Source organism: Ligilactobacillus ruminis DSM 20403 = NBRC 102161 (genome assembly GCF_900113455.1).
Lineage (GTDB): Bacteria > Bacillota > Bacilli > Lactobacillales > Lactobacillaceae > Ligilactobacillus > Ligilactobacillus ruminis.
Genome location: NZ_FOPI01000021.1, coordinates 1 through 21,588, shown reverse-complemented (window position 1 = coordinate 21,588; position 21,588 = coordinate 1). Strand labels below are relative to the sequence as shown.

At 39.3% G+C, this 21,588-nt stretch carries 15 protein-coding genes and 2 pseudogenes; 9 read left to right on the top strand and 8 right to left on the bottom strand.

All coding sequences use genetic code 11. The features are described from left to right. The first annotated feature begins 111 nt into the window (after positions 1-111). From BMZ95_RS07110 to BMZ95_RS07095, 4 genes are read left to right on the top strand one after another with little or no spacing between them, the layout of a single operon-like run. Positions 112-1,563, top strand: coding sequence for an oligosaccharide flippase family protein (locus tag BMZ95_RS07110; protein WP_046922095.1), 1,452 nt, complete (start codon positions 112-114; stop codon positions 1,561-1,563). After that, positions 1,556-2,758, top strand: coding sequence for a hypothetical protein (locus tag BMZ95_RS07105; protein WP_046922096.1), 1,203 nt, complete (start codon positions 1,556-1,558; stop codon positions 2,756-2,758). Before BMZ95_RS07110 ends, BMZ95_RS07105 begins: the two co-directional genes overlap by 8 nt. A gap of 20 nt (positions 2,759-2,778) precedes the next feature. Further along, complete coding sequence (locus BMZ95_RS07100; RefSeq protein WP_046922097.1) at positions 2,779-3,603, top strand: LicD family protein; 825 nt, start codon at positions 2,779-2,781, stop codon at positions 3,601-3,603. A gap of 1 nt (position 3,604) precedes the next feature. Continuing rightward, entirely contained in the window at positions 3,605-4,525 is a 921-nt protein-coding gene (locus BMZ95_RS07095; RefSeq protein WP_014072746.1) for a glycosyltransferase, read from the top strand. A gap of 38 nt (positions 4,526-4,563) precedes the next feature. On the opposite strand, the gene BMZ95_RS07090 is transcribed toward BMZ95_RS07095, so the two are convergent. Next, positions 4,564-5,532 carry a glycosyltransferase family 2 protein gene (locus BMZ95_RS07090; protein WP_046922098.1) on the bottom strand — a complete coding sequence of 323 codons (969 nt, stop codon included), beginning with the start codon at positions 5,530-5,532 and terminating at the stop codon, positions 4,564-4,566. A gap of 416 nt (positions 5,533-5,948) precedes the next feature. On the opposite strand from BMZ95_RS07090, the pseudogene BMZ95_RS07085 reads away from it, so the two are divergent. Together BMZ95_RS07085 and BMZ95_RS07080 are read left to right on the top strand one after the other, a co-directional pair. Further along, a pseudogene (locus BMZ95_RS07085) lies at positions 5,949-7,163 on the top strand (N-acetylmuramoyl-L-alanine amidase family protein); the annotation flags it as partial. Between the two features lie 445 nt (positions 7,164-7,608). Continuing rightward, positions 7,609-8,463, top strand: a complete 855-nt coding sequence (locus BMZ95_RS07080; RefSeq protein WP_143454979.1) for a hypothetical protein — start codon at positions 7,609-7,611, stop codon at positions 8,461-8,463. 34 nt (positions 8,464-8,497) lie between these two features. Here the strand turns inward: BMZ95_RS07080 and thrB are convergent, their stop codons facing one another. Both thrB and BMZ95_RS07070 read right to left on the bottom strand, forming a co-directional pair. Continuing rightward, positions 8,498-9,370 (bottom strand): homoserine kinase, encoded by an 873-nt coding sequence (gene thrB / locus BMZ95_RS07075; protein WP_014072742.1) that lies wholly within the window; start codon positions 9,368-9,370, stop codon positions 8,498-8,500. A gap of 12 nt (positions 9,371-9,382) precedes the next feature. After that, positions 9,383-10,669: a homoserine dehydrogenase gene (locus tag BMZ95_RS07070; RefSeq protein WP_046922101.1), complete on the bottom strand. Its 1,287-nt coding sequence runs from the start codon at positions 10,667-10,669 to the stop codon at positions 9,383-9,385. Between the two features lie 189 nt (positions 10,670-10,858). Here BMZ95_RS07070 and thrC point away from each other — a divergent pair, with 189 nt between their 5' ends. From thrC to BMZ95_RS07055, 3 genes are all read left to right on the top strand, one after another. Further along, entirely contained in the window at positions 10,859-12,346 is a 1,488-nt protein-coding gene (thrC, locus tag BMZ95_RS07065; RefSeq protein ID WP_046922102.1) for a threonine synthase, read from the top strand. A gap of 823 nt (positions 12,347-13,169) precedes the next feature. Then, positions 13,170-14,207 (top strand): hypothetical protein, encoded by a 1,038-nt coding sequence (locus tag BMZ95_RS11495; RefSeq protein WP_225354891.1) that lies wholly within the window; start codon positions 13,170-13,172, stop codon positions 14,205-14,207. After that, a complete protein-coding gene (locus BMZ95_RS07055; protein WP_046922103.1) occupies positions 14,200-15,240 on the top strand; it encodes an acyltransferase family protein in 1,041 nt (346 codons plus the stop codon). The genes BMZ95_RS11495 and BMZ95_RS07055 overlap by 8 nt, the downstream gene beginning before the upstream one ends. A 75-nt stretch (positions 15,241-15,315) precedes the next feature. On the opposite strand, the gene BMZ95_RS07050 is transcribed toward BMZ95_RS07055, so the two are convergent. The 5 genes and pseudogenes from BMZ95_RS07050 to BMZ95_RS07030 form a co-directional block, all read right to left on the bottom strand. After that, positions 15,316-17,604, bottom strand: coding sequence for a YfhO family protein (locus tag BMZ95_RS07050; protein ID WP_225354890.1), 2,289 nt, complete (start codon positions 17,602-17,604; stop codon positions 15,316-15,318). A 246-nt stretch (positions 17,605-17,850) separates the two neighbouring features. Next, the gene (locus tag BMZ95_RS07045; RefSeq protein WP_056990433.1) at positions 17,851-18,060 is read right to left on the bottom strand and encodes a hypothetical protein; all 210 of its coding nucleotides are present in this window, start codon (positions 18,058-18,060) and stop codon (positions 17,851-17,853) included. A 171-nt stretch (positions 18,061-18,231) separates the two neighbouring features. Then, positions 18,232-18,570, bottom strand: a pseudogene (locus BMZ95_RS07040) (transposase); the annotation flags it as partial. 38 nt (positions 18,571-18,608) lie between these two features. Continuing rightward, positions 18,609-19,199, bottom strand: coding sequence for a YfhO family protein (locus BMZ95_RS07035; RefSeq protein ID WP_225354959.1), 591 nt, complete (start codon positions 19,197-19,199; stop codon positions 18,609-18,611). 48 nt (positions 19,200-19,247) lie between these two features. Beyond that, positions 19,248-21,005 (bottom strand): ABC transporter permease, encoded by a 1,758-nt coding sequence (locus BMZ95_RS07030; RefSeq protein WP_046922419.1) that lies wholly within the window; start codon positions 21,003-21,005, stop codon positions 19,248-19,250. Positions 21,006-21,588 lie beyond the last annotated feature (583 nt).

The following is a 21,588-nucleotide window of genomic DNA, read 5'->3' as shown; positions in this document are numbered from 1 at the left end:
TTTTGCACAGTCGATTATATTATATTACTACAATTTACTGCAAGCAATCACATTCTCGGTGAATACGCACAGCTGATAACATCAGCCAAGCAAAAAAAGGTAAGGAATCATATGAAAGTAATTAAAAATTATCTCTATAATGCCGGATACCAGCTTTTGGCTGTTTTATTGCCGTTAATAACTGCTCCCTACGTTTCGCGCGTAATCGGAGCACACGGTATCGGCATCAACACCGCAACCAACTCGACCATTCAATACTTCATTCTCTTGGGTTCAATCGGTATCGGCCTATATGGCAACCGCGAAATTGCGTACCTTAGATCAAACAAGCAAGCGATGAGCGAAGCTTTTTGGGAAATCCAGATTTTGAAAATGGTTATGGTTACAATTTCTTACGGAGCATTTCTCGTATACTTGGCCTTTTGCCCGGCCTATAAAGAATACATGCTGATTCAATCTCTTAACCTTATCGCTGCGGCAGTCGATATCTCATGGCTCTACATGGGTCTTGAAGATTTCAAGAAGACTGTTTTACGAAACACCATGGTTAAGCTTGCATCAGCGGCCATGATTTTTATGTTTGTCAAGGATGCAAACGATACCTGGGTTTACATCTTCGTTCTTGCGATTTCTGTTCTCGGTGGAAATCTTACCTTGTGGCCATATGTCAAAAAGACGCTTGTCAAAGTTGATTTTAAAAAACTTCATCCGTTCAGGCACTTTAAACCGACGATTGCTCTTTTCATTCCGCAGATTGCGACTCAGGTTTACCTTGTTTTGAACAAAACCATGCTGTGGGCAATGGTCAGCAGCGACGTTGCCGGATTTTACGATCGTTCCGACACGTTGGTCAAGCTTGTTTTGACAATCGTTACGGCAACAGGAACAGTCATGTTGCCACACGTTGCCAATGCCTTTCACGAGGGCAATGAAGATGAAGTTAACAATCTTACCGCTGACTCATTTGACTTCGTTTCATGCATCGCAATTCCGATGTTTGCCGGACTGGCAGCCATCGGACAAAAATTGGCACCTCTATTCTTTGGCCCGCAGTTTAAACCAGTCGGCATGGCCGTTTGTCTGGAGGCAATCGTTATCGTCCTGATTGGATGGAGCAACGTTATTGGCCAACAATACTTGTTGCCGACTAACAAGATCAAGGTTTACACCGGCTCAGTCGTTTCAGGAGCAATCGTCAATCTGATCCTTAATTTGCCGTTTATTTATCTTTTAGGATTGCACGGTGCTGTATTCGCAACGGTATGTTCCGAAATAGTCGTTACCGGATATCAAATGTGGCACGTCAGAAACATCCTGAACTTGAAAAAGATGTTTATCAACGTTCCCAAGTATGTCTTAGCCGGCTTAATAATGTTTATCGTTGTCAATCGCGTCTGCATGATGCTTGATTTTACATCAACAATTAAAAACATATTGGCAATTGCAGCTGAAATTGGTTTGGGAGTCGTTGTGTACGGGGGAATATTGCTTTTGTCAAAACCTACAATTTTAAACAAATTGGTAAGTATTATCGAGAAAATTAGGAGTAAGAAAAATGGATAATATCTTAAAAAACAAGATCTATAGCTCAACGCTTGGAATGAAAATAAAGGAAAAAGTCCCGAGACTACCTGAATGGACATACTTTTTCGCTCTATTCATGTACCTTCTCTCTCAATTCGCACAAGGAACTTTAGCAATCAAACGTCTTATCCCCATGTTCTTGCCATATTGGATACAAATGTTTGTCGCACTAATCATCGTTTTAAAAATCATTACGTTTGATGAATATTATCTTAAAGACTGGTTTATCTTGCTATTTTTAGGCATAGTTTTATGGCAAAGTGGCATGAATACAGGTGAGTTGAACTTATTCTACTACTACATCGCTATCATTGGCGCAAAAAATATCGACTTTAAAAAGATATTGCGTTTCTTTCTCGTAACGATTTCATCATTATTGATACTGACATTTATAATCACTAAATTAAGAATAATACCTGGTTTGGTATTTAATCGTGGTGATGGTGCCCTCAGATATGCATTAGGAACGGTTTACCCATCGGATTTATCAGCAAGGTGTTTCTACTTGATGATTACCTATGCTTTGCTTCGTGATTATAAATTAAAGCTACCTGAATACATCGGATTGATTTCAATTACAATATGGGCATACGTAGTTACCGACACAAAAGTCGATTTGATTTTGATGGTATTTTTCTTGTTAATCGCCATTTTCTATAAGCAAACCATCACCCTTCTGGAAAAAATAACATCGATAGGCATTGCCATAATTTTAGGATCTGCCGTTTCATTTATGATTTTGATGACATATTTTTACAATCCATCAAATCATTTTATGAAATTGGTCGACCATGCTTTGTCAGGAAGATTCTACTTCTCACATATTGCTTTCGAAAAATATAACGTTACGTTCTTAGGGCAATATATACCGCAAAATGGGTTTGGTGGAAACACCAGCAGAGTTTTCAACTATTTCTATATCGACTGTTCTTATATAAGAATTTTGATGATGTTGGGTGCATTCGTATTTCTGCTAGTGGTTGGATATTTATTGTATCTCTCTCACATGTTTATCTCCAAAAAGTACTATTCTTTAGAAATTACCTTGATTCTAATCGCGATAAGTTCGTTGATCGATCAACATATGTGGGAGATATCATATAACATTATCTTCTTAGCAACATTCGCTACTCTAAATAGTTTTAAACATTCATCAAAAAGCCTATCAATATAACGATAACTGGAGACTTTACTATGAAATTATTAAGTAACACAGAAATCAAAGAAGTTTTGCTGAATATTCTCATTGAATTGCAAAAGTCATGCAATAGAAATGGGATTGAATTCTATTTGGTTGGAGGTTCATTGCTCGGTGCAATTAGGCATCAAGGTTTCATCCCATGGGATGATGACGTTGACATTGGAATGAAACGACCAGACTATGACAAATTACTTGAACTTTCAAAAAAGAAGAATTTTTTGCCTTCTTATCTCAAAATCATATCTTATGAACAAGGAACTTCACAGTATCCATTCATAAAAATTATTGATACTAGATATTGTATGGAACAAGGATACGTTCAGGAGGGGAATGTGACATCAATATGGGTTGATATCTTGCCTACGGATGGATTGCCGGATAATCCAAAAGATATTAAAAAAATATATCGCAAAGTTGGTATATATCGCGAAATACTAATGCTGAACTTTGCAAAAATCGGTGAAGGAAAAAGCAAGATTAAAGCCTTATTGAAGCCGTTGGTTATTCCATTTGCCAAGTTAGTAGGAGTCAACCGTTGCAACAAATTAATCGACAATCTCTCACGTTCAATACCATACGAACAAGCAAACAAAGTCGGATGCATAATGTGGGGGCTTTATGGAACAAAAGAGTGCATGGATAAAAAAGATTTTGAACGATCTGTCGACGTCACTTTTGAAGGGCATACTTTCAAAGCACCATCTTGTTGGGATTCGTATCTTTCCAATCTTTACGGCAACTACATGGAGCTGCCTCCTAAAGAAAAACAAGTCACGCATGAGTTAAAGGTATGGAAAAAAGAGACTGAGGAATTTTAGAATGAACATATCAATTGTAATATCAAGCTACAATGGATCATCGCACATTATAGAACAACTTGATTCTATAAGAAATCAAACAAGGACGCCTGACAAAGTGTTAATCTGTGATGATTGCTCGACTGATTCGACACCTGAAATAGTTAATAAATACATCAAGATTCATTCCTTGAACAATTGGAGAATAGTCATCAATCAAGAAAATAAGGGATGGCAAAGGAATTTTATCGACGGGATTGAAAAAAGCACAGGAGATTTAATCTTTACTTGTGACCAAGACGACATTTGGAGAACTGACAAGCTTGAAATCATGGAAAATATCATGCTTAAACATCCTGAAATAAATCTTCTTGCCTCTAATTATCTTGAATTTTATGAAGACGGGCACACAAAAACGGGTCCACTCAAAAACACTAAAAAACTTGAGAAAGTTAAGCTTAAAAATAATTATATGCTTGTCGGCGCACCGGGATGCACACACTGTTTCAGAAGAAGCCTATTTAATCAGGCAAAAAAAATTTGGTTTAAAGATTACCCTCATGATGCCTTGTTATGGAGAACAGCGCTATTTTCAGACTCCCTGTATTTTTACACGGATGATTTGATAAAATGGAGAAAACACAATGACAGTGCTTTCTCTAAGGACAGTCGAGCAGGTAAAACCAAAGCCAACAAAGAAAAGTGGCTTGACTACGATTTGGCCGTTGCCGACGGATTAGAAAAATTTTTGAGTACACTTGACATAGATACTAATCAACAAACCAAGATGCTTGACAAAAATCGCAAATGGATATCTTTAAGAAAAAATTTTTACCAAACAAAAAATATTCTGACGGGTCTTCATTTACTTTTTTATTGGAATTATTACCCACGATATCGCCAATATCTTGCTGATTGGTATTTAATTTTCATAAAAGGCTAAATTTGATAAAAAAGGCTGCGTAACGTGCGCAGCCTTTTTTATTTCAAAAATTCCTTCGTATAGTCGTCTTCCTGAATCGTAAACCTAGGACGCTTCTTAACCTCAGTGAATATCTTTCCGACATATTCACCAATCATGCTCAAACAAATCAATTGAATGCCCCCAAGCACCCAAATTGACGTAATAAGCGAAGTCCACCCGCTGACAACGTTTCCGTTGATTTTTTGGACAATTGAATAAATAAATAACCCAATTCCAATTAAAACAACCAGTAAACCAAGATTCATGATCAGCTTGATCGGCACGGTCGAAAATGACGTAATGCCATCCATCGCAAATTTAATCATCTTCTTTAACGGATACTTTGATTCACCGGCAAAACGTTCTTTTCTCGCATAATAAACCTTGTCTGAAGGATAGCCGACAAGCGGCACCATCCCTCTTAAAAACAGATTTCTTTCGTCAAAACGTAATAATCCTTCTACCGCTCGTTTGCTGAGCAATCGGTAATCAGCTGAATTAGGCACCATGTCGACGCCTAATTTGCTCATCAAAGAATAAAATGCCATCGCCGTCTTGCGTTTGAAAGCCGTATCAGTATCACGATTATTTCTTACTCCGTAAACAACGTCTATTCCTTCATGATACTTTTTGACCATCTCCGGAATGGCATTGACATCATCCTGCAAATCAGCATCAATCGTAATCGTCATGTCAGAATGGTCAACGGCCGTTGTCAATCCCGCCAAAAGCGCATTTTGATGTCCATAGTTGCGACTGAATCTGATTCCGGTCACATATTCAAACTGGTTTTCAAATTTCTTGATCAATTCCCACGTCTTGTCTTTGCTGCCATCATCGACAAACAACAGCTTGCTGTTTGAAGATACTTGCTCTTCAGAAATCATAGACTCAAGAACAACACCAAGTTCTTTAACGGTCTCCGGCAATACTTCCTCTTCGTTATAACAAGGAACAATAATCGTCAACATATTGTCTTCGCGCATGAAAATACTCCTCTCTGTTATGAAACATACTGACTTTAATTATAAATCAACGAAGCAAGAAATTGTATCGATAATTATCCTGATAACCTGTTTATAGACATGTCTGATATAATATTCTAATTTATTTAGCATTATTCAACAAATCCGCAATTTCTTCACATCATCAAAATAATTAAACTGAAAAACTGAACGATTTGTCATAACTTTTGAAACATCAAAGCCATAAGTTTTATGTATATTTTAAGCATAGAGAAAGGCGAGGTGCAATGGATATGAAACACGTTACAAAATTCCAAAAATCAATTTTTGTTTCATTGGCTGTTTTAGGATTTGTCGGAGGAATGCAGATGTCCGACATTATTAATAGCGGTGACGGATCAGCAATCCCAACGATTGAAGCAGCATCCGTGCGCCGAGGCCAACAAAGAATCAACGGTCACTGGTATCTCTTCGATAACAACGGACATTACAAAACAGGATTCCAATGGATTCCCGAACAACATAAAACAGTCTACTATGCCCGTAACGGACAAATGCAATACGGTCAACAAAGAATCAACGGTCACTGGTATCTCTTCGATAACAACGGACATTACAAAACAGGATTCCAATGGATTCCCGAACAACATAAAACAGTCTACTATGCCCGTAACGGACAAATGCAATACGGTCAACAAAGAATCAACGGTCACTGGTATCTCTTCGATAACAACGGACATTACAAAACAGGATTCCAATGGATTCCCGAACAACATAAAACAGTCTACTATGCCCGTAACGGACAAATGCAATACGGTCAACAAAGAATCAACGGTCACTGGTATCTCTTCGATGGCGGCACCGGTGCTATGAAGACTGGTTTCCAGTGGATTGCTAATCAACGTAAGACCGTTTACTATGCGGGCAATGGCCAAATGCAGTACGGACAGCAAAGGATCAACGGTCACTGGTATCTCTTTGATAATTGTAATGGTGCTATGAAGACCGGCCTTCAATATATCGCAAATCAGCACAAGACAGTCTACTATGCGGGCAACGGTCAGATGCAGTACGGTCAACAAAGAATCAACGGTCACTGGTATCTCTTTGATAATTGTAATGGTGCTATGAAGACCGGTCTTCAGTATATCGCAAATCAGCGCAAGACAGTCTACTATGCGGGCAACGGTCAGATGCAGTACGGATATCAGACGATAAACGGACATCATTACTATTTCAACACATCCACTGGTGCATTGGAACCACTTCCTTCAACCGGAAGTTCCAAGACATACGCTCCAAGCAACCATTCAACGTTCTCATTGAACGGTCATAGTTATGCCGTAAAATCGTTCAGCGGAACTGGAACTGTACCTGCTGACAATTACGTCTACGCCTGGACATCGCTTAGAAACTACTACTTATTTGAATATTACGGCAATGCACACAAAGAACTTGCATCTCTTCACGTTGGCAGCCCCGTCGTGATCAACGGTCAAACCCTTCACGTAAGGGAAATCATCACAAACGTTTCAAATGACGGTAGCGCCTATGACCTTGTTGCAGGAAAAATGCAGCAACACAAGGCCGGCTGGCAAACGTGCGAATATGCAGCATACGGTTCAACGTTGAGGCTTTGGTTCGCAGACTGACAATGTGCAGAAACAGACGCCTTCTTACAAAAGGTGTCTGTTTTTTTATGCATCGTCTTTTAACGAATTTTACGATATAATAGGCTTAATACTAAAACTTAAGGGAGAAGAAAATGTTTAAATTCGAAAAAATATTCTTAGACATCATCTTTAAATATAAAGATAAACTTTTTTACTGGTCATAAGCATACTAGGTCTATTCATCCGCTATCAAGGAATCCACTTCATATCCTGGGATATGAAGACCTTCCTTATCCCATGGTATAACGTAATAGATGCCAAAGGAGGACTGCATGCTCTTGGAACACAGGTCGGAGACTATAACATTCTGTATCAGACATTTGTCGCCTTGATTACCTATCTTCATAGAAACTGTGTTGTCATGTACAAGATTCTCTCAATACTATTCGATTACATCCTGGCAGTGAGTGCAGGGTTACTGTGCATGCGTCTGACAAAAAAGAACAATTCCTTCATATTCTCCAGCATATACTCCATTGTTCTTTTCCTGCCAACAGTAATACTCAACTCTTCTTACTGGGGACAATCTGATTCCATTTATACAACGTTCGTTATTCTCACACTGCTATTCCTGTTTGAAGAAAAATACCTTTTGTCTTTCATAATGCTTGGACTTGGCTTTTCCTTCAAGTTTCAGACGATTTTCATTGTTCCGTTCATCATTTGCTATTATGTTTACAAGAAACGTTTTAGTATCATGTATTTTTTAGCCTCCGTGGGCATATTCTGGCTTTCTGGACTTCCTGCATATCTGAACGGAAGAAACTTGCTTGCCCCATTTAAAATTTACGCAAATCAAACAGGCACTTATAAACAAATGTCCATAAGTGCCCCAAGTTTTTGGATTCTGATTGGCAATGATTATAAATTACTGCATCAAACAGCAATAATTCTTACAGTTACCTTATGCGGCATCGCACTATACTTGATTATGTCCGGAAAAATCAATCTCGAAAATGCAACCAGTTATATGGCTGCTGCAGCATGGTTTACATGGACCTGTCCACTGTTTCTTCCAGCCATGCACGAACGATATACCTATCTGCTGGATATACTCCTTGTCATTCTGACTTTCATGGATAATAAATACCTCAAGTACGCCGCCATCTCCATCCTGATAAGCATCATAACCAATTGCGCATCTCTTTTCGGAACATGGCACTTCGCCATTCAATGGTGCATAATAGCCTGCGTACTGGCATGGGTACACTTCACATATACCCTGCTCAATGACAACAAAAACAGTAATCAAGAAGAAATTGCCACAGAACAATCATAAAAAAAGGCCGGCTGGATTTTCCAACCGGCTTTTTTCATCTGTCCACATGAACACCTTCACGTTCAATTTGCAAAATTCGATACTCGTCTTTTAACCCGGCTTTTTTACCCAAATCAATATATTCTTCAACCTTGTCATGCGGCAAAAAGCTCATGACAGTTGGACCGGCACCGCTGAGGTACGTGGCCATCGCACCTGTTCTGTGTCCGATTTCTCTTAAAATCGGAAGATGCGGGACGAGCTTTTCACGATAAGTTTCGTGATAACGATCGCTTTCAATCATTTTGCCCGCAGTCTTCATGTCACCGGCAACGAGTGCCGCAACCAAAACGTTTCCGATGCTTCCCGCCGCGACGGCTTCAGAAAACGGAAACTTTGCCGGCAAGACGTTGCGTGCGTCAGCCGTGGCCAAATCGTATGCAGGGATATACGCAACCATCGTCAAATCAGGAAATTTGAGCTTGATGCTTGAAACATCGCCGTCGACCATCGTTGAAACGACGAAATCCCCGTATAATGCCGGAGCCACGTTGTCCGGATGTCCTTCCATTTCAGCAGCTTTTTGAAGAATCTGCTCATTTGTCAAATGCATCTTTCCGACCTCGTTTGCCATGACGACGCCTGCGATCAGTGCCGATGAGCTGCTTCCCAGTCCGTGTGCCAACGGAATCTCGGACGTTACCTTAATATGCTGCGGCTCCAGCTCAGGATTCGTCTTAATCGCTGTTGCAACGATCATATTGCGTTCGTCGCTTGGAATCGCATGTCCCATCTTGTGGTCGACCTTCCACTTCGGTGCTTTGCCATAAACGGTGACCGTGAGGTATGATGAAACAGCAATGCCAAGTGAGTCAAAGCCTGGTCCAAGATTGGCGCTGGTTGCCGGAACCCTTATTTTAAGTGTCATGAATAACCTCCGCTATTTTTCGGGAAGAACTTTATAAGCCGCAAGCACGGAAATTTCTTCGAGTTCATTGAGTTTTTCCACAATATGATTCAGTTGTGATTCGGACATTTCATGAGTTACCATTGAAACGCGCGCAAAACGATCATTCATTTGCGTTTGCGTAATCAAACGGAAACTTGCTTCATATTCAGTCATGATTTCGGTCAGCTTTAGCATCTGTCCTGGCTTGTCAAGCACTTGCAGCGACAGATAGTACGGATAAACGACTTCAGAATCATCCGCAAGTTCAAGCTCATTCGTGTAATCGTTAAAACTAAATCCCGTCGTTCCCATAACGATATTTTTCGTGACAGAAGTAATATCGCTCAAAACGCTGTTCGCCGTTGGCAATTCGCCTGCGCCAGGTCCATAAAACATCGTTTCGCCAACGGCAGATCCCGTCACGACGACAGCGTTGTTTTCGTTTTGAATGGCAGCAAGCGGCTGCGTTTGCGGTACGAGCACTGGTCCGACGGAAACATCGATGTGCCCGTTGACAAGTTTGGCGATTCCAAGAAGCTTGATCACGTATCCCAAGCGCTTTGCTTCCGCAATATCAGCCTTCTGAATTCCGCGGATGCCTTTAACCTTGACCTGATCCATCGTAACGTCTTTGCCGAATGCAAACTGCGTCAAAATGATCATCTTATAGGCAGCATCAATCCCGTCAACGTCGTTTGTCGGATCGGCTTCAGCAAAGCCAAGCTCTTGTGCTGATTCAAGCGCATCTTCATATGAAGCACCGTTTTTGTTCATCTGTGTCATGATATAGTTCGTCGTCCCGTTGACGATTCCGCGAACTTCGATAATTCGATCGGCAGCAAAAGAGTTGACGATCGTGCGCAAAATCGGGATGCCGCCGGCAACGCTGGCTTCATAGCAAAGATCGCAGCCATGTTCTTTTGCAAGGCTGATCAGTTCAGGGCCGTGCGTTGCGATAAGATCCTTGTTTGCCGTAATGACATGCTTGCCGGCTTTCAAAGCCCTTTCAATATACTCTTTTGCGGTATTGACCGTCCCCATAACCTCGACAACCATTTGAATCTCGTCATCACAAAGAACATCGTCCGCATTGTCCGTCAGATTGATGCCTGTCAAATCAACGGAACGCTTCTTTTTGAGATTGTGCACGACAACTGTCTTGACTTCGAGTCTTCTGCCTGTAATGTTGGAAATTTTTTCAGCATGATCGCGCAAGATGCGAATCACGCCGCTGCCAACGGTTCCGAGACCCAAAATGCCAATTTTGATTGTTTCCATGTAATGCTACCCCCACTTGGTTTATTTGTTACTATTCTAACATAAGGAGACATTAAAAACCTACGTATTCTATAAATTTGTTGCCGAAAAGCACTATGATGATTATAATTTATTTAAAGCAATGCGAACATTATCAGTTTTATCAGCATTAATCTTCGAAATTTGAAATTTTTGAAAGGGGTATTTCACATGCAAACTCTCTATCGCAGCACGCGCGATCCAAAAGGTCAAACGATTACTGCCTCACAAGCCGTCCTTCAAGGCCTCAGTCCTGATGGCGGCTTGTACGTTCCAACGTCAATTCCTGAAATCGACCTTGATTTAAACGAATTAAAAGACCTGTCGTACCAGGATTTGGCATACAAGATTCTGCGTCCGCTTTTTTCCGACTACACTGATGAGGAACTGCGCTCATGCATCGACAAAGCATATGGAGATCAATGGGATACCCAAGAAATAGCACCGGTCGACTATCATGCGGACAACGCCTACCTTGAGCTTTTCCATGGTCCGACGATTGCTTTCAAGGACGTTGCTTTGCAGCTTCTTCCGCATTTAATGACCGTTGCGGCCAAAAAGAACGGTTCAGACAAGGATATCGTCATTTTGACTGCAACGTCAGGCGATACCGGCAAAGCTGCCATGGCTGGATTTGCCGACGTTCCGAACACGCAAATCATTGTCTTTTATCCAAAAGACGGCGTCAGTGCCATTCAAGAAAAGCAGATGCTGACGCAAACAGGAAAAAACACGCACGTCGTCGGGATTACCGGCAATTTCGACGTTGCTCAAACAAACGTCAAAAAACTTTTCAATGACAAAGAACTCGCTGAAACGATTGCCGAGGTAGGTTATCAATTCTCTTCTGCCAACTCGATCAACATCGGACGACTCTTCCCGCAGATCGTGTACTATTTCTATGCTTACGGAAAACTCGTCAAAGATGGCAGGATCTCAGTCGGAGACAAGATCAATTTCAGCGTTCCGACGGGCAACTTCGGCGACATCCTCGCAGGATGGTTCGCAAAGAAGCTCGGTCTTCCCGTCAACAAGCTCATCTGTGCTTCAAACAAGAACAACATCTTGACCGATTTCTTCAATGAAGGCACGTATGACAAGAATCGTCCATTCTACGTCACGAGCTCTCCTTCCATGGACATTCTCGTTTCAAGCAACCTTGAACGTTTGTTGTTCTATGTTTCGGGCGAAGATGCCAATAAGACGGCCGAATTGATGAATCGGCTGTCGGTTTCAGGAAAATACACGATTGACTCCGATATGCGCACAAAGCTCGCCGATTTCGCAGCTGATTTTGCAACTGAAGACGAAACGGCTGCTGAAATTTCGCGCATCTTTTCTGCAGACAAGACGGCAATCGATCCGCATACGGCCGTTGCATCCAAAGCTGCCGAAAGCTATAAGGCAAATACGGGCGATAACAGCCCGCTCGTCGTTGTTTCAACGGCAAGCCCGTATAAATTCCCGCAAGCAGTTTTAAATGCCTTAGATGCCAAGGGAAAAGACGAAGAAGGTCTCGAGGCAGTCAAGTACCTTCAGGAAAAGATCAGCGTCAAACTGCCTGAAACGGTCCAGCGTTTGTTCGATGCACCGACTTTGCATGATACGGTCGTTTCACCGGATGAGATGAAGGACACGGTTGTAGAAATTTTGAAATAGCAATCTAATTGTGATATATTCAAATAGTTATTTTCATAACGTAATATAATAGAAATCGCCTCACTAAAAAACATTTTGGTGAGGCGATTCATATGTATGATTGAGGGAAGATAGAATGAACTTCATTAAGAAATTATTCAAAAATAAATACTTGCAAGACGTCATGATCATATTTTCATTTGCCATGATAACTATATTCATGACATATCCAAAAATTAAAACGGGAAATATCGAAGTTCGTAGCGACTGGTCTTTTCATGGACAGCGTGCTGAACAAATTTTTCTTAATCTGAAAAGAGGAAATTTTTTGACCTTTATCGCTACCGATGCTTTTCAGCATACCGGAGTAGGTAATTTTTTGTTTTATCCGAATGTCTTCTTGTACCCTTGGGCGGTTTTAAGACTTTTTTTCAAACCAGTGACTGCATTTTATTGTTGGTACGGTCTGATAATGCTAATGACGTTTATAATCGCATACTTTAGCATGAAAGCTTTCAGCAAACGTCGGATTGCAGCAATGGTCTTTTCTCTTTCATATACCTTAGGCTCGTACCATTTATGCTTGTCAACTGCCGTTTTTGGAGAATTTATTGCCGCTTCCTTTCTACCGCTTGCCTTTTGGGCCTTTTATGAAGTGCTATTCAGAGACAACTCAAAATGGCCTTGGCTCGGCATCGGCATGTCGCTAATAATTTACAGTCATGTTCTGAGCGTTTTTATAACATCAGAGATAATGTTTGCAATTTTTATCATGAAACTTATTTTTGACAAGGTAAGCAAAAAACGTTTTCTTTCATTGTCTAAAGCTGTAGGAATATCCGTCTTGCTGACTTTATTTATAACCATTCCTTATCTGACGGATTTTATCGGAAAAAACGTAACGTCTGCCCAACCCGGAATTATAATAGTCAACACATTGATGAACGTTCTTGAAACATCCTTTAATAATTCTGTTTCAACAAGCGGCATCGGACTTGTTTTGATTTTAACGGCTGTTTTTGGAAGTATCTGGATTTTGAAATCACATTCAAAGACATTGACGGCAATATATGTTTTGGGAATTTCACTGATCATCGTTTCAACAGGCTCGTTTCCATGGAACGTTCTTTCGGACACCCCATTAGGAATGATTCAGCTTACGTTTAGGTACCTTTCCTATGCATCAATGTTTCTCTCAGTGATTCTTGGTTTGTCAGTCAATGATTTGTATGAATCAGAAACATTTGATACAACGTTCAAAAGGGGAATGGTTCCTGTTTTGACAATTTGTATTTTTATGCTGTTTTATGTAGGATTTCACCATGACTCGCTGAATGCTTTAAAAAATTCTCAAAGTCAGTTTTTGAAAAATACGGATACCTTTAACCAATTGCCTGGCCGAACCTTCGTAAATAATTCCAACTATGATTATCTGCTCAATTATCCGGTCGAATATGGAGAATTGGACTACTATCCAAAAAAGGCTCGCCGATCGACCGGAAATGTTTCATACAATGAAACCAATTTATCAATCATTAATAATATCGCCGTCGTCGGTCGAAAAAAGATCCATGTCAGTCCCCTATGCGAAAGCAACAAGATGACCTATAAGATTCATACCAGGAAACAAGCCGACGTTGACCTACCGGCTCTTCGTTACAAAGGATCTTATGCTGAATTAAACGGAAAAAGGACAACGCTTATCAATAGTGCCCGCGGAACAATCAAAGTAAGAACAAAAAAAGGAATCAATACGATTACCGTTGGATACAGTCCTTCAAAATCATACTATGTCGGAATAATTATTTCCGTGATGACCTGGATCTCATTGCTAGTATTAGCATTTTATAGAAAAGGAGTCTTCAAAATAAATCATGAATGAAACAACATCAAAAACTAAACGTCTTCAGTATGTCGACATTGCAAGAGGCATTGCAATGATCTGCATCATCTTGGGACACTTAGGAAATCCTTCCATCAATCGCGTGGTATTTACTTTCCACGTGCCGATTTTCTTCTTTATTACCGGTTATTTTACCAACAACAAGCGCCGTCTTCCTGAATTTGCCAAAAACAAACTCAGAACCCTGATCGTTCCGTACATTATTGCGTGCCTTGCAATTATTATTTTAGGAACGCTGCTTGGCGCACATCACGGAGATGCGGCAAGCGCATTCAAAGGTTGGCTGTCCGCTTCTCTTTATGGCTCAGGCGGCTCATATACCGTTCCGTTCACTATTAAAGGAATCGGCGCAATCTGGTTCCTGTGGGCAACGTTTTGGGGAAGCATCTTCCTCAGAATTTCTCTTAACTTCAATAAATCTTCCAGAGTTGCTGCGATCTTCGGATTATTCGCATTAGGATACTATACCAGAAAGCTTTTCTGGTTCCCTCTCAGCATTCAAGCCGGTGCATGCGCGACATTGTTCATGTATATGGGATATCTGTTGAAACAGAATAAAGATGCATTGAACTCGCTTCCAAAAGAAGCTAAAATTTTCGGTTTTGGCTTTGCTTTTGTCACATGGATATCATTTATGAAAAACTTCCAATCTTTTTGGCTGGTCAACTGTGACATCGGTCGCGGGATGGTCGACATTTTCGGATGCATCTGCGCCTGTGCCATGGTAATCCTTATTTCCAGAGTTATTGAGAAAAAACTCTCTTTTATAGGAAAGCCGCTTGCGTATTTTGGAAAATACAGTCTGCTGATCCTTTGCGTGCATATTGTTGAACTGGATCTCTTCCCATGGTGGCGCATAGCATGGAAACTTGTTCAACACAACATCCTTCCGGCAACATATTTAAGTCAGCTCGTTTTTATTATTGTAGGTAAACTGATCATCGACCTGGGATGTGCATTTATCATGTCGAAAATCCCGTTTGTAAGAAAAATGTTTGGATTTAGAAATTAAGGTTGAGAAAAATATGCCTCAAACAAAGACCCGGATGAAATTTGCGATTAATTGCAAATCCCATCCGGGCCTTTGTTAGTTTATTCTTTTTCTAAAAACTAAAATTGCACCATAAATCCCAAAAACAATAAATGAAATAATCGAAACAATAATCCCTAATTTAAAACCAGGAGTATGATACTTGAACACCAAATTATGTTCTCCCTTAGGAACTTTGACTGCCATCATTCCGGCAGATTTGATTATTTCAATCTTCTTTCCGTCAAGGGTCGCATCCCACCCTTTATCATATGGGACAGAGAACCAGACAAGCTTTCCTTTTTTGTAATCCGTACTGCATGAAAATCCAGTATTATCACGTTTGAAATTCTTGACTCTTTCCTTGACGGTACGACCAACGTATTTGTATTTTTCTTTTGCAGATACTTTTCCGTCATATTTTTTAGCAAAATCGTCAACATCTGATAGGTCGCTACCGTCAATTAGCGCAGCATTCATCATTGCAAGTGCTCTTTTTTCTACGGGGAGTTTCATGAGACTGCTCTGGGTCATATATTCATCAACTGCAAATCCGATTGGGCAAGCCTTTATTTCTTGAACATAATATTTTTCGCCATCGCTTTTATAACGTTTAACAATATTTTGAACATTTTTGTCTTGAGTAACGACATACTTTCCGCCCAACAACAAAACTCTTGCATCATCCGTTGAATTTCCTGACATGGTCGTATTGATCGTATAATTATGGTACAAAACCGCACTGCGGGTTTCCGTAATCTTGTAGTTGTCAAAAAGCATATCGTATTCTCGTGAAGAATTCTCAACCGTCGAACTAAATGATCCCGTTCCCCCGGCCTCACCGGTCATCGTCAAAATATTATTTGCCGAATTGTACCTGTACTGGTCATTTATCACCTTCAGTTTCTCGCCTGTTTTATATTGGGCCATATAAGCAAAAGTATTGGTTCCTTTGCGATAATAACTCAAAGTCATGAACGTCGTCAGCACGCAGCATGACATCGTCAATCCCAAAACCGGAATGAATTTCAGCTGCTTGATAAGATGAAGGATAATCAATGATAATGCGCTTAAAATGGCAATGAGCGCAAAAAGAGAGAATCTATCCTGATGATATATGATTTTTGATGCCGCTTGGTCAAACTTCAGGTACCTTATCGCCAAATAAAATACACCGATAAATGCTGCATATATCGATGCAAACTTGACGATCGGATATTCATCAATTCTTTCAAGAACCAATGAAGTTGCCAAAGCCATGACGATTACAAGCATGTACCACCATCTTTGATAAATAAATTCTCCTTTAAACAAAACAAATACCAGCTGAAGCATCGGAAAAATCGTGATTACGGATAAAGCAATCAGCAAATTACGCAACCAATCGCGGTTTTTAAAAGCATACATAATCGCAAAAAGTGCGCCAAACAACGGCAAATAACAAGACGTGGAGTTGAAGTTTGAATCAAGCAGGATGCTTTGAGAACGCATAACGTCCCCGGGAAGAATTATTCCCTTGATTATAAATAGCAAATTGCGCGTATCGTATACCAAATTCTGAAGATAAAACGATGACTCGCTTCTGGGATTCCCCGATATATAAATGATGCTCGGCAAAAAAAGCACGGCAGCCATTCCGACTCCTAAGATTCCTCCGCACATGAACCGCACTGATTTTTTCCAAAAGAACTTATCGCGTATTTTATCCCATTCTCGAATTACAAAATACAGTATCAAGAAGATGACTTCTTGAATAAAAAAGAAATAGTTGACGATGCAGTTCAAAAATACCGCAAAAATGAAAAAGGGCATATATTTTTTATCTTTTATAACAAGTTCAAGTCCTAGTAACATGAGCGGGAAAAACGCAACGACATCATGAAAATGAAAGAACATCAAATTCGTAGTCTGAAATCCTGAAAACGCATATAACAACGAACCTATTACGGCATATTTTGAATCTTTGACAAAAAGTTTTATATAGAAGTAAGCCGTTACGCTGGCGACAACATATTTAAGAATATATAAAAAACCTGCCAGATAGGGAAAACTTATCTTTGAAAACAATATGCTGATCCAAAAAAACGGACTTCCAAGATTGTAAAAACCAAAGCCGTTAATCAGTGATGCCCCTAGATCCAAATTCCATACCCATTGACCTAACGGGTTAGCTAATAACGCTTGTCTGGCAGATGCTGCAAAAGTCAACTGTTGTCCGTTAAAATCAGAAACGACGGTAAAAGCCCCTTTTCCTTTATAAATAAAGTATCCAAAAATTGCAGCTGCCATCACTAAAGAACACAGGATGCATACCACTAAGTTTTTATCGTATTTTTCCTTAATCAAAATATTTTCCTCTCTTTAAAGCATTGGCAGACAGTTATCCAGATTTCCAACAAAATAATGCCGATCAAAGTTGCGACTAGTCCCTTGAAGAATCCCGGAACCCTGTAGTGCATGCTCAAATTATTCTTTCTTTCTTTTCCTCAACGGAATCAAATATAAACAATCACCAATCATCTGCGTTTGCACGTCTTTTCCGTTTAGCTTAATCGTCCATCCTTTGTCACACGGGACCGATAAATAAAGACTTTATCCCTTTTCTTTGGCAGTCGTCATGATTTTAACGTAGCCATTTTTTATTTGCATAAATTTAGGTTCCCGTGCTTTTAGTTTGGACGTAATTTTGGCAAATTCTTTTAAATCCAATGCATAAAATGCAACTCCGTCTCTTTTTATGTCATAGGACGTTTTAGCTGCCAAAGAGACGTTTGCCGTTTCTTTATTGACATCAGTCGACATACAGTCAAGTCCTAATTTGTGTGTAAATTATTTTTTCTCCCGGGCACTAGTTGTGCAAGGGATGCCATTGCATCCATGTCTGTGCACCAGCACTCTTGAAGGAGCTGTCAAGGGTGCCCTCTGCGCACCTCGAAGAGGTTTCCTTGACAGTTTCGTAAAGAGTGCTACACCTCACGCAGCTCTTAGTTTTTGTTGTTCCTCCGCCAATTTTCTGAGTTCAGCAACTGTCTTGGAATTGGACATCAATGTATAATTTGCCGGACTGAATATTTCCTTCTTCGCGATCACAGCATCGTTTCTTTCCAACAGAACGGAACCCATCAGCCGCATCAGCGAGTTCTCGTTTGGGAAGATTCCGATGACGGAAGAACGTCGCTTCAGCTCTTTGTTCAGTTTTTCTATATGGTTTGATGTTCTGAAATATCTCCGCAAATTCTTAGGAAGCGCCATGACGGTCATGGCACTTTCAAAGCCTTCATCGAGGCATGACATGGCAGATTCAGCAACGTCTTCTGATGTCTGAAATTTCTTGCATACTCAAAAATGAACTAGACGCCGGAGAAGATGCAGTTTATGCCTGCGCTGTACCAGTTGGCAATTATCATGTATCCTACGGCAACCGCCAGTTTCCATCCTTTGGACTCGCCAGTGACAACTTTGTGAATAAATAGAAGAAACAACGGCAGCATATAGACACCATCAAGCCACATGATGTTGCTGCTCTGCGCTATGTTGTACTGACAGAGAGCATAACTGACGGAAAGGACGACTGTCATTGCATATTTCAATCTGTTGTTGATTCTTTCCCTAAATGTTTCAACAAAAAACCAGCTGCATGTAAAAGCAGCCAAGGACAGCTTGATGACAACGGCAATGTCAAAGAACGCACGTAAATTTTCCTTGTTGAAAAATAACACCAGCAAATTGATTGGTGATGACAGATAATAACTGAAAATTGCAAAGGCTCCGTCACCAAGCATGTTTGAGAATGTATACGAAAAACTGTTTTTGCCTGCGAGGACATACTTAAGATATGCAAAAAGATCAATATACTGAATATGAGCATCCATAGATGCCAATGATTTATTGCTACCCCAAGGGATGAATCCATTAACCCAAAGTATCATTACTAATAGCAATGTCGTTATAACAGTTGTAATAGCAATCAGTATCCGTTCGCTTTTTTATCAATCATCTAAATTAATTGTCCTCCTATAAAAGCTCACCCATTCATCAGCTAATAAAATAACAAAAATAACGATTATCGAAATAAATGATACATATCTGAAAACAACAATATATGTTGGAGTTATATATTTTATTTTTATATTGACATTTCGAATTTCTTTAGCTTTTTCAATTTTTGCTCTAGAGTACTTATCTACTTTCAATTTCTCATTTCTGCCATTGACAGTTAATTTATAATTACTAACATCATATACAACAAATGGGAGTATGATATCGGCCTTTCTTGAAGTGACATCATTCAAGGTAAACGTTTCTTCCTGATAACCAGATTTAATGTCCTTCTTCCTTACACCATATCTCTTACCATTGACATATGCATTGTGATTATATATATCATTTGCTTTTGGAATACTTCTCTTGGGAAGGTAATCTCTGACCAACACAGCAGAATCAGTATCTCTGTTTATAGATATTGCCTTGGAATAATTGTCATTATTAAGTTTCATAAACCACAATTCTGAAGGTGCTGGATCTTCCTTGGACTTTACTAAACTGTTGTCACGCCGCTGACTGATAGCCGATATACTAAAAAGAACAGTCAACAAAATTACAATATATTTCAATGCCTTGAAATCAGCATTGCATATAATCATTGATGCATATAATGAAAGAAACATAATAGCGAAAGTTAATATTCTCCAAGGAAACTGAATTATACTTACCGCTGTATTAGACAATTCTCCCCAAGGGAACAGAGACGTTGAAAAAATAAGCAAAAGCACCCCACACACATATATATATCTTTCGAAAATATCTCGCTTATCACGCTTATATAGAGAAAATAATCCAATTAATGCAGTTATAATTAAAATAAATCCGACATTAGGAATATCAATGCAGTTTTTTAGTGACTCTGATACTAGGCTGCTCATTTCTATAGATAGATTAAAGTATTCTGTCTGTGGATTCTGAACCTCATTAGTGAGCATGGATTTTATAAATGGAATAATGAATCCTGCCGTAGATATTATATATATAAATACACTTACTGCTAGAAACTTAAAAGAATTAATTCTGTCATTCTGTATATTCAATGTTGTAACATAAATAATCATTAAAATTATAATAGCAAATACTGTTGAAAGAATGTGGCTATATGTTATTAAAGCCATGCCCAAGCCAAGTAACAATGATCCCTTGAAACGTTCTTTCCTAAACAACACAATATACAAACCACTGAAAGCCATCGGTATGAATATACTTGCCCAGCTTTCACCAACATCGTATCTTTTGTAATCGTTATGCATCATATAAGGACACAATGTATATAGAATTGAAAAAACGTACGATATGTCTTTTCTTTTAGTGACACATTTACAACTATAATAAGAAACAACAAAACCAATAAATCTTCCAATCATGAAGAATATAAAAATTGATGTCACAGGTTTATGAATAATGCTACGTATAATAGCATAAACAATTAGATTTCCTGAAGGATAATAAGTACCAATTGCTTGTCCAACACGAAGACTGCTAAATGTCGAAATCATCGAAAAAACATGTCCAGTTTTAAGATTTCTGTACGCTTCTTCAAAACGTTCTATATGAAAAAATCTATCACTGGCAATCGTACTGTATCCTCCTTTCAAGAATATGTACATGTAGAGATAAGACGCAACAAAAAAACTAAATAAAATCAAAATGTTGTTCAAGATACACCTTTCAGTTTCTATCTTCCTTTTTGATAAATTCATCTTTTGCCCTCCGTATACTAAAAAGTTATGTAATACATCTTGAAATTGAATTAACAAATTCCATGATAATACACATATTATCAGAAAAGCAACCTCTTCAAAGTGTTATACTGTGTAATGTATACTGTCATTTGAATGCTACCGATAATTATATTAACCAAAGGTATTTTCTAAATTATAATTCAGGACTTCAATCGTAACAGCATACATGAATCATTCCTATGATCAATTAGAATCAACAGACTTTTTCCAAATTAAAAATCGGAGGACCATTATGAAGACACTATCAATCATTGTCCCATGCTACTATGAAGAGGACAGTCTTCCCCTGTTCTACCAGGAAACGGTTATGCCCGTATAATGGTGTAAATTGATAAAAAAAAGAGAGCCAAGTGCTCGTCTCCCAGGTATAATTAAATCACCTAACAAAATAATACTAGGAGGACAAACAAATGGCTCAATTAAATATTACCTTAAATCAAGAGGAAATTCTACAACTTCTTTCAAAGGATCACGATCAGGTATTTCGCGAACTGCTGCGTAAAAGTCTCAATAGTATTCTGATGGCGGAATCCACTGCTCA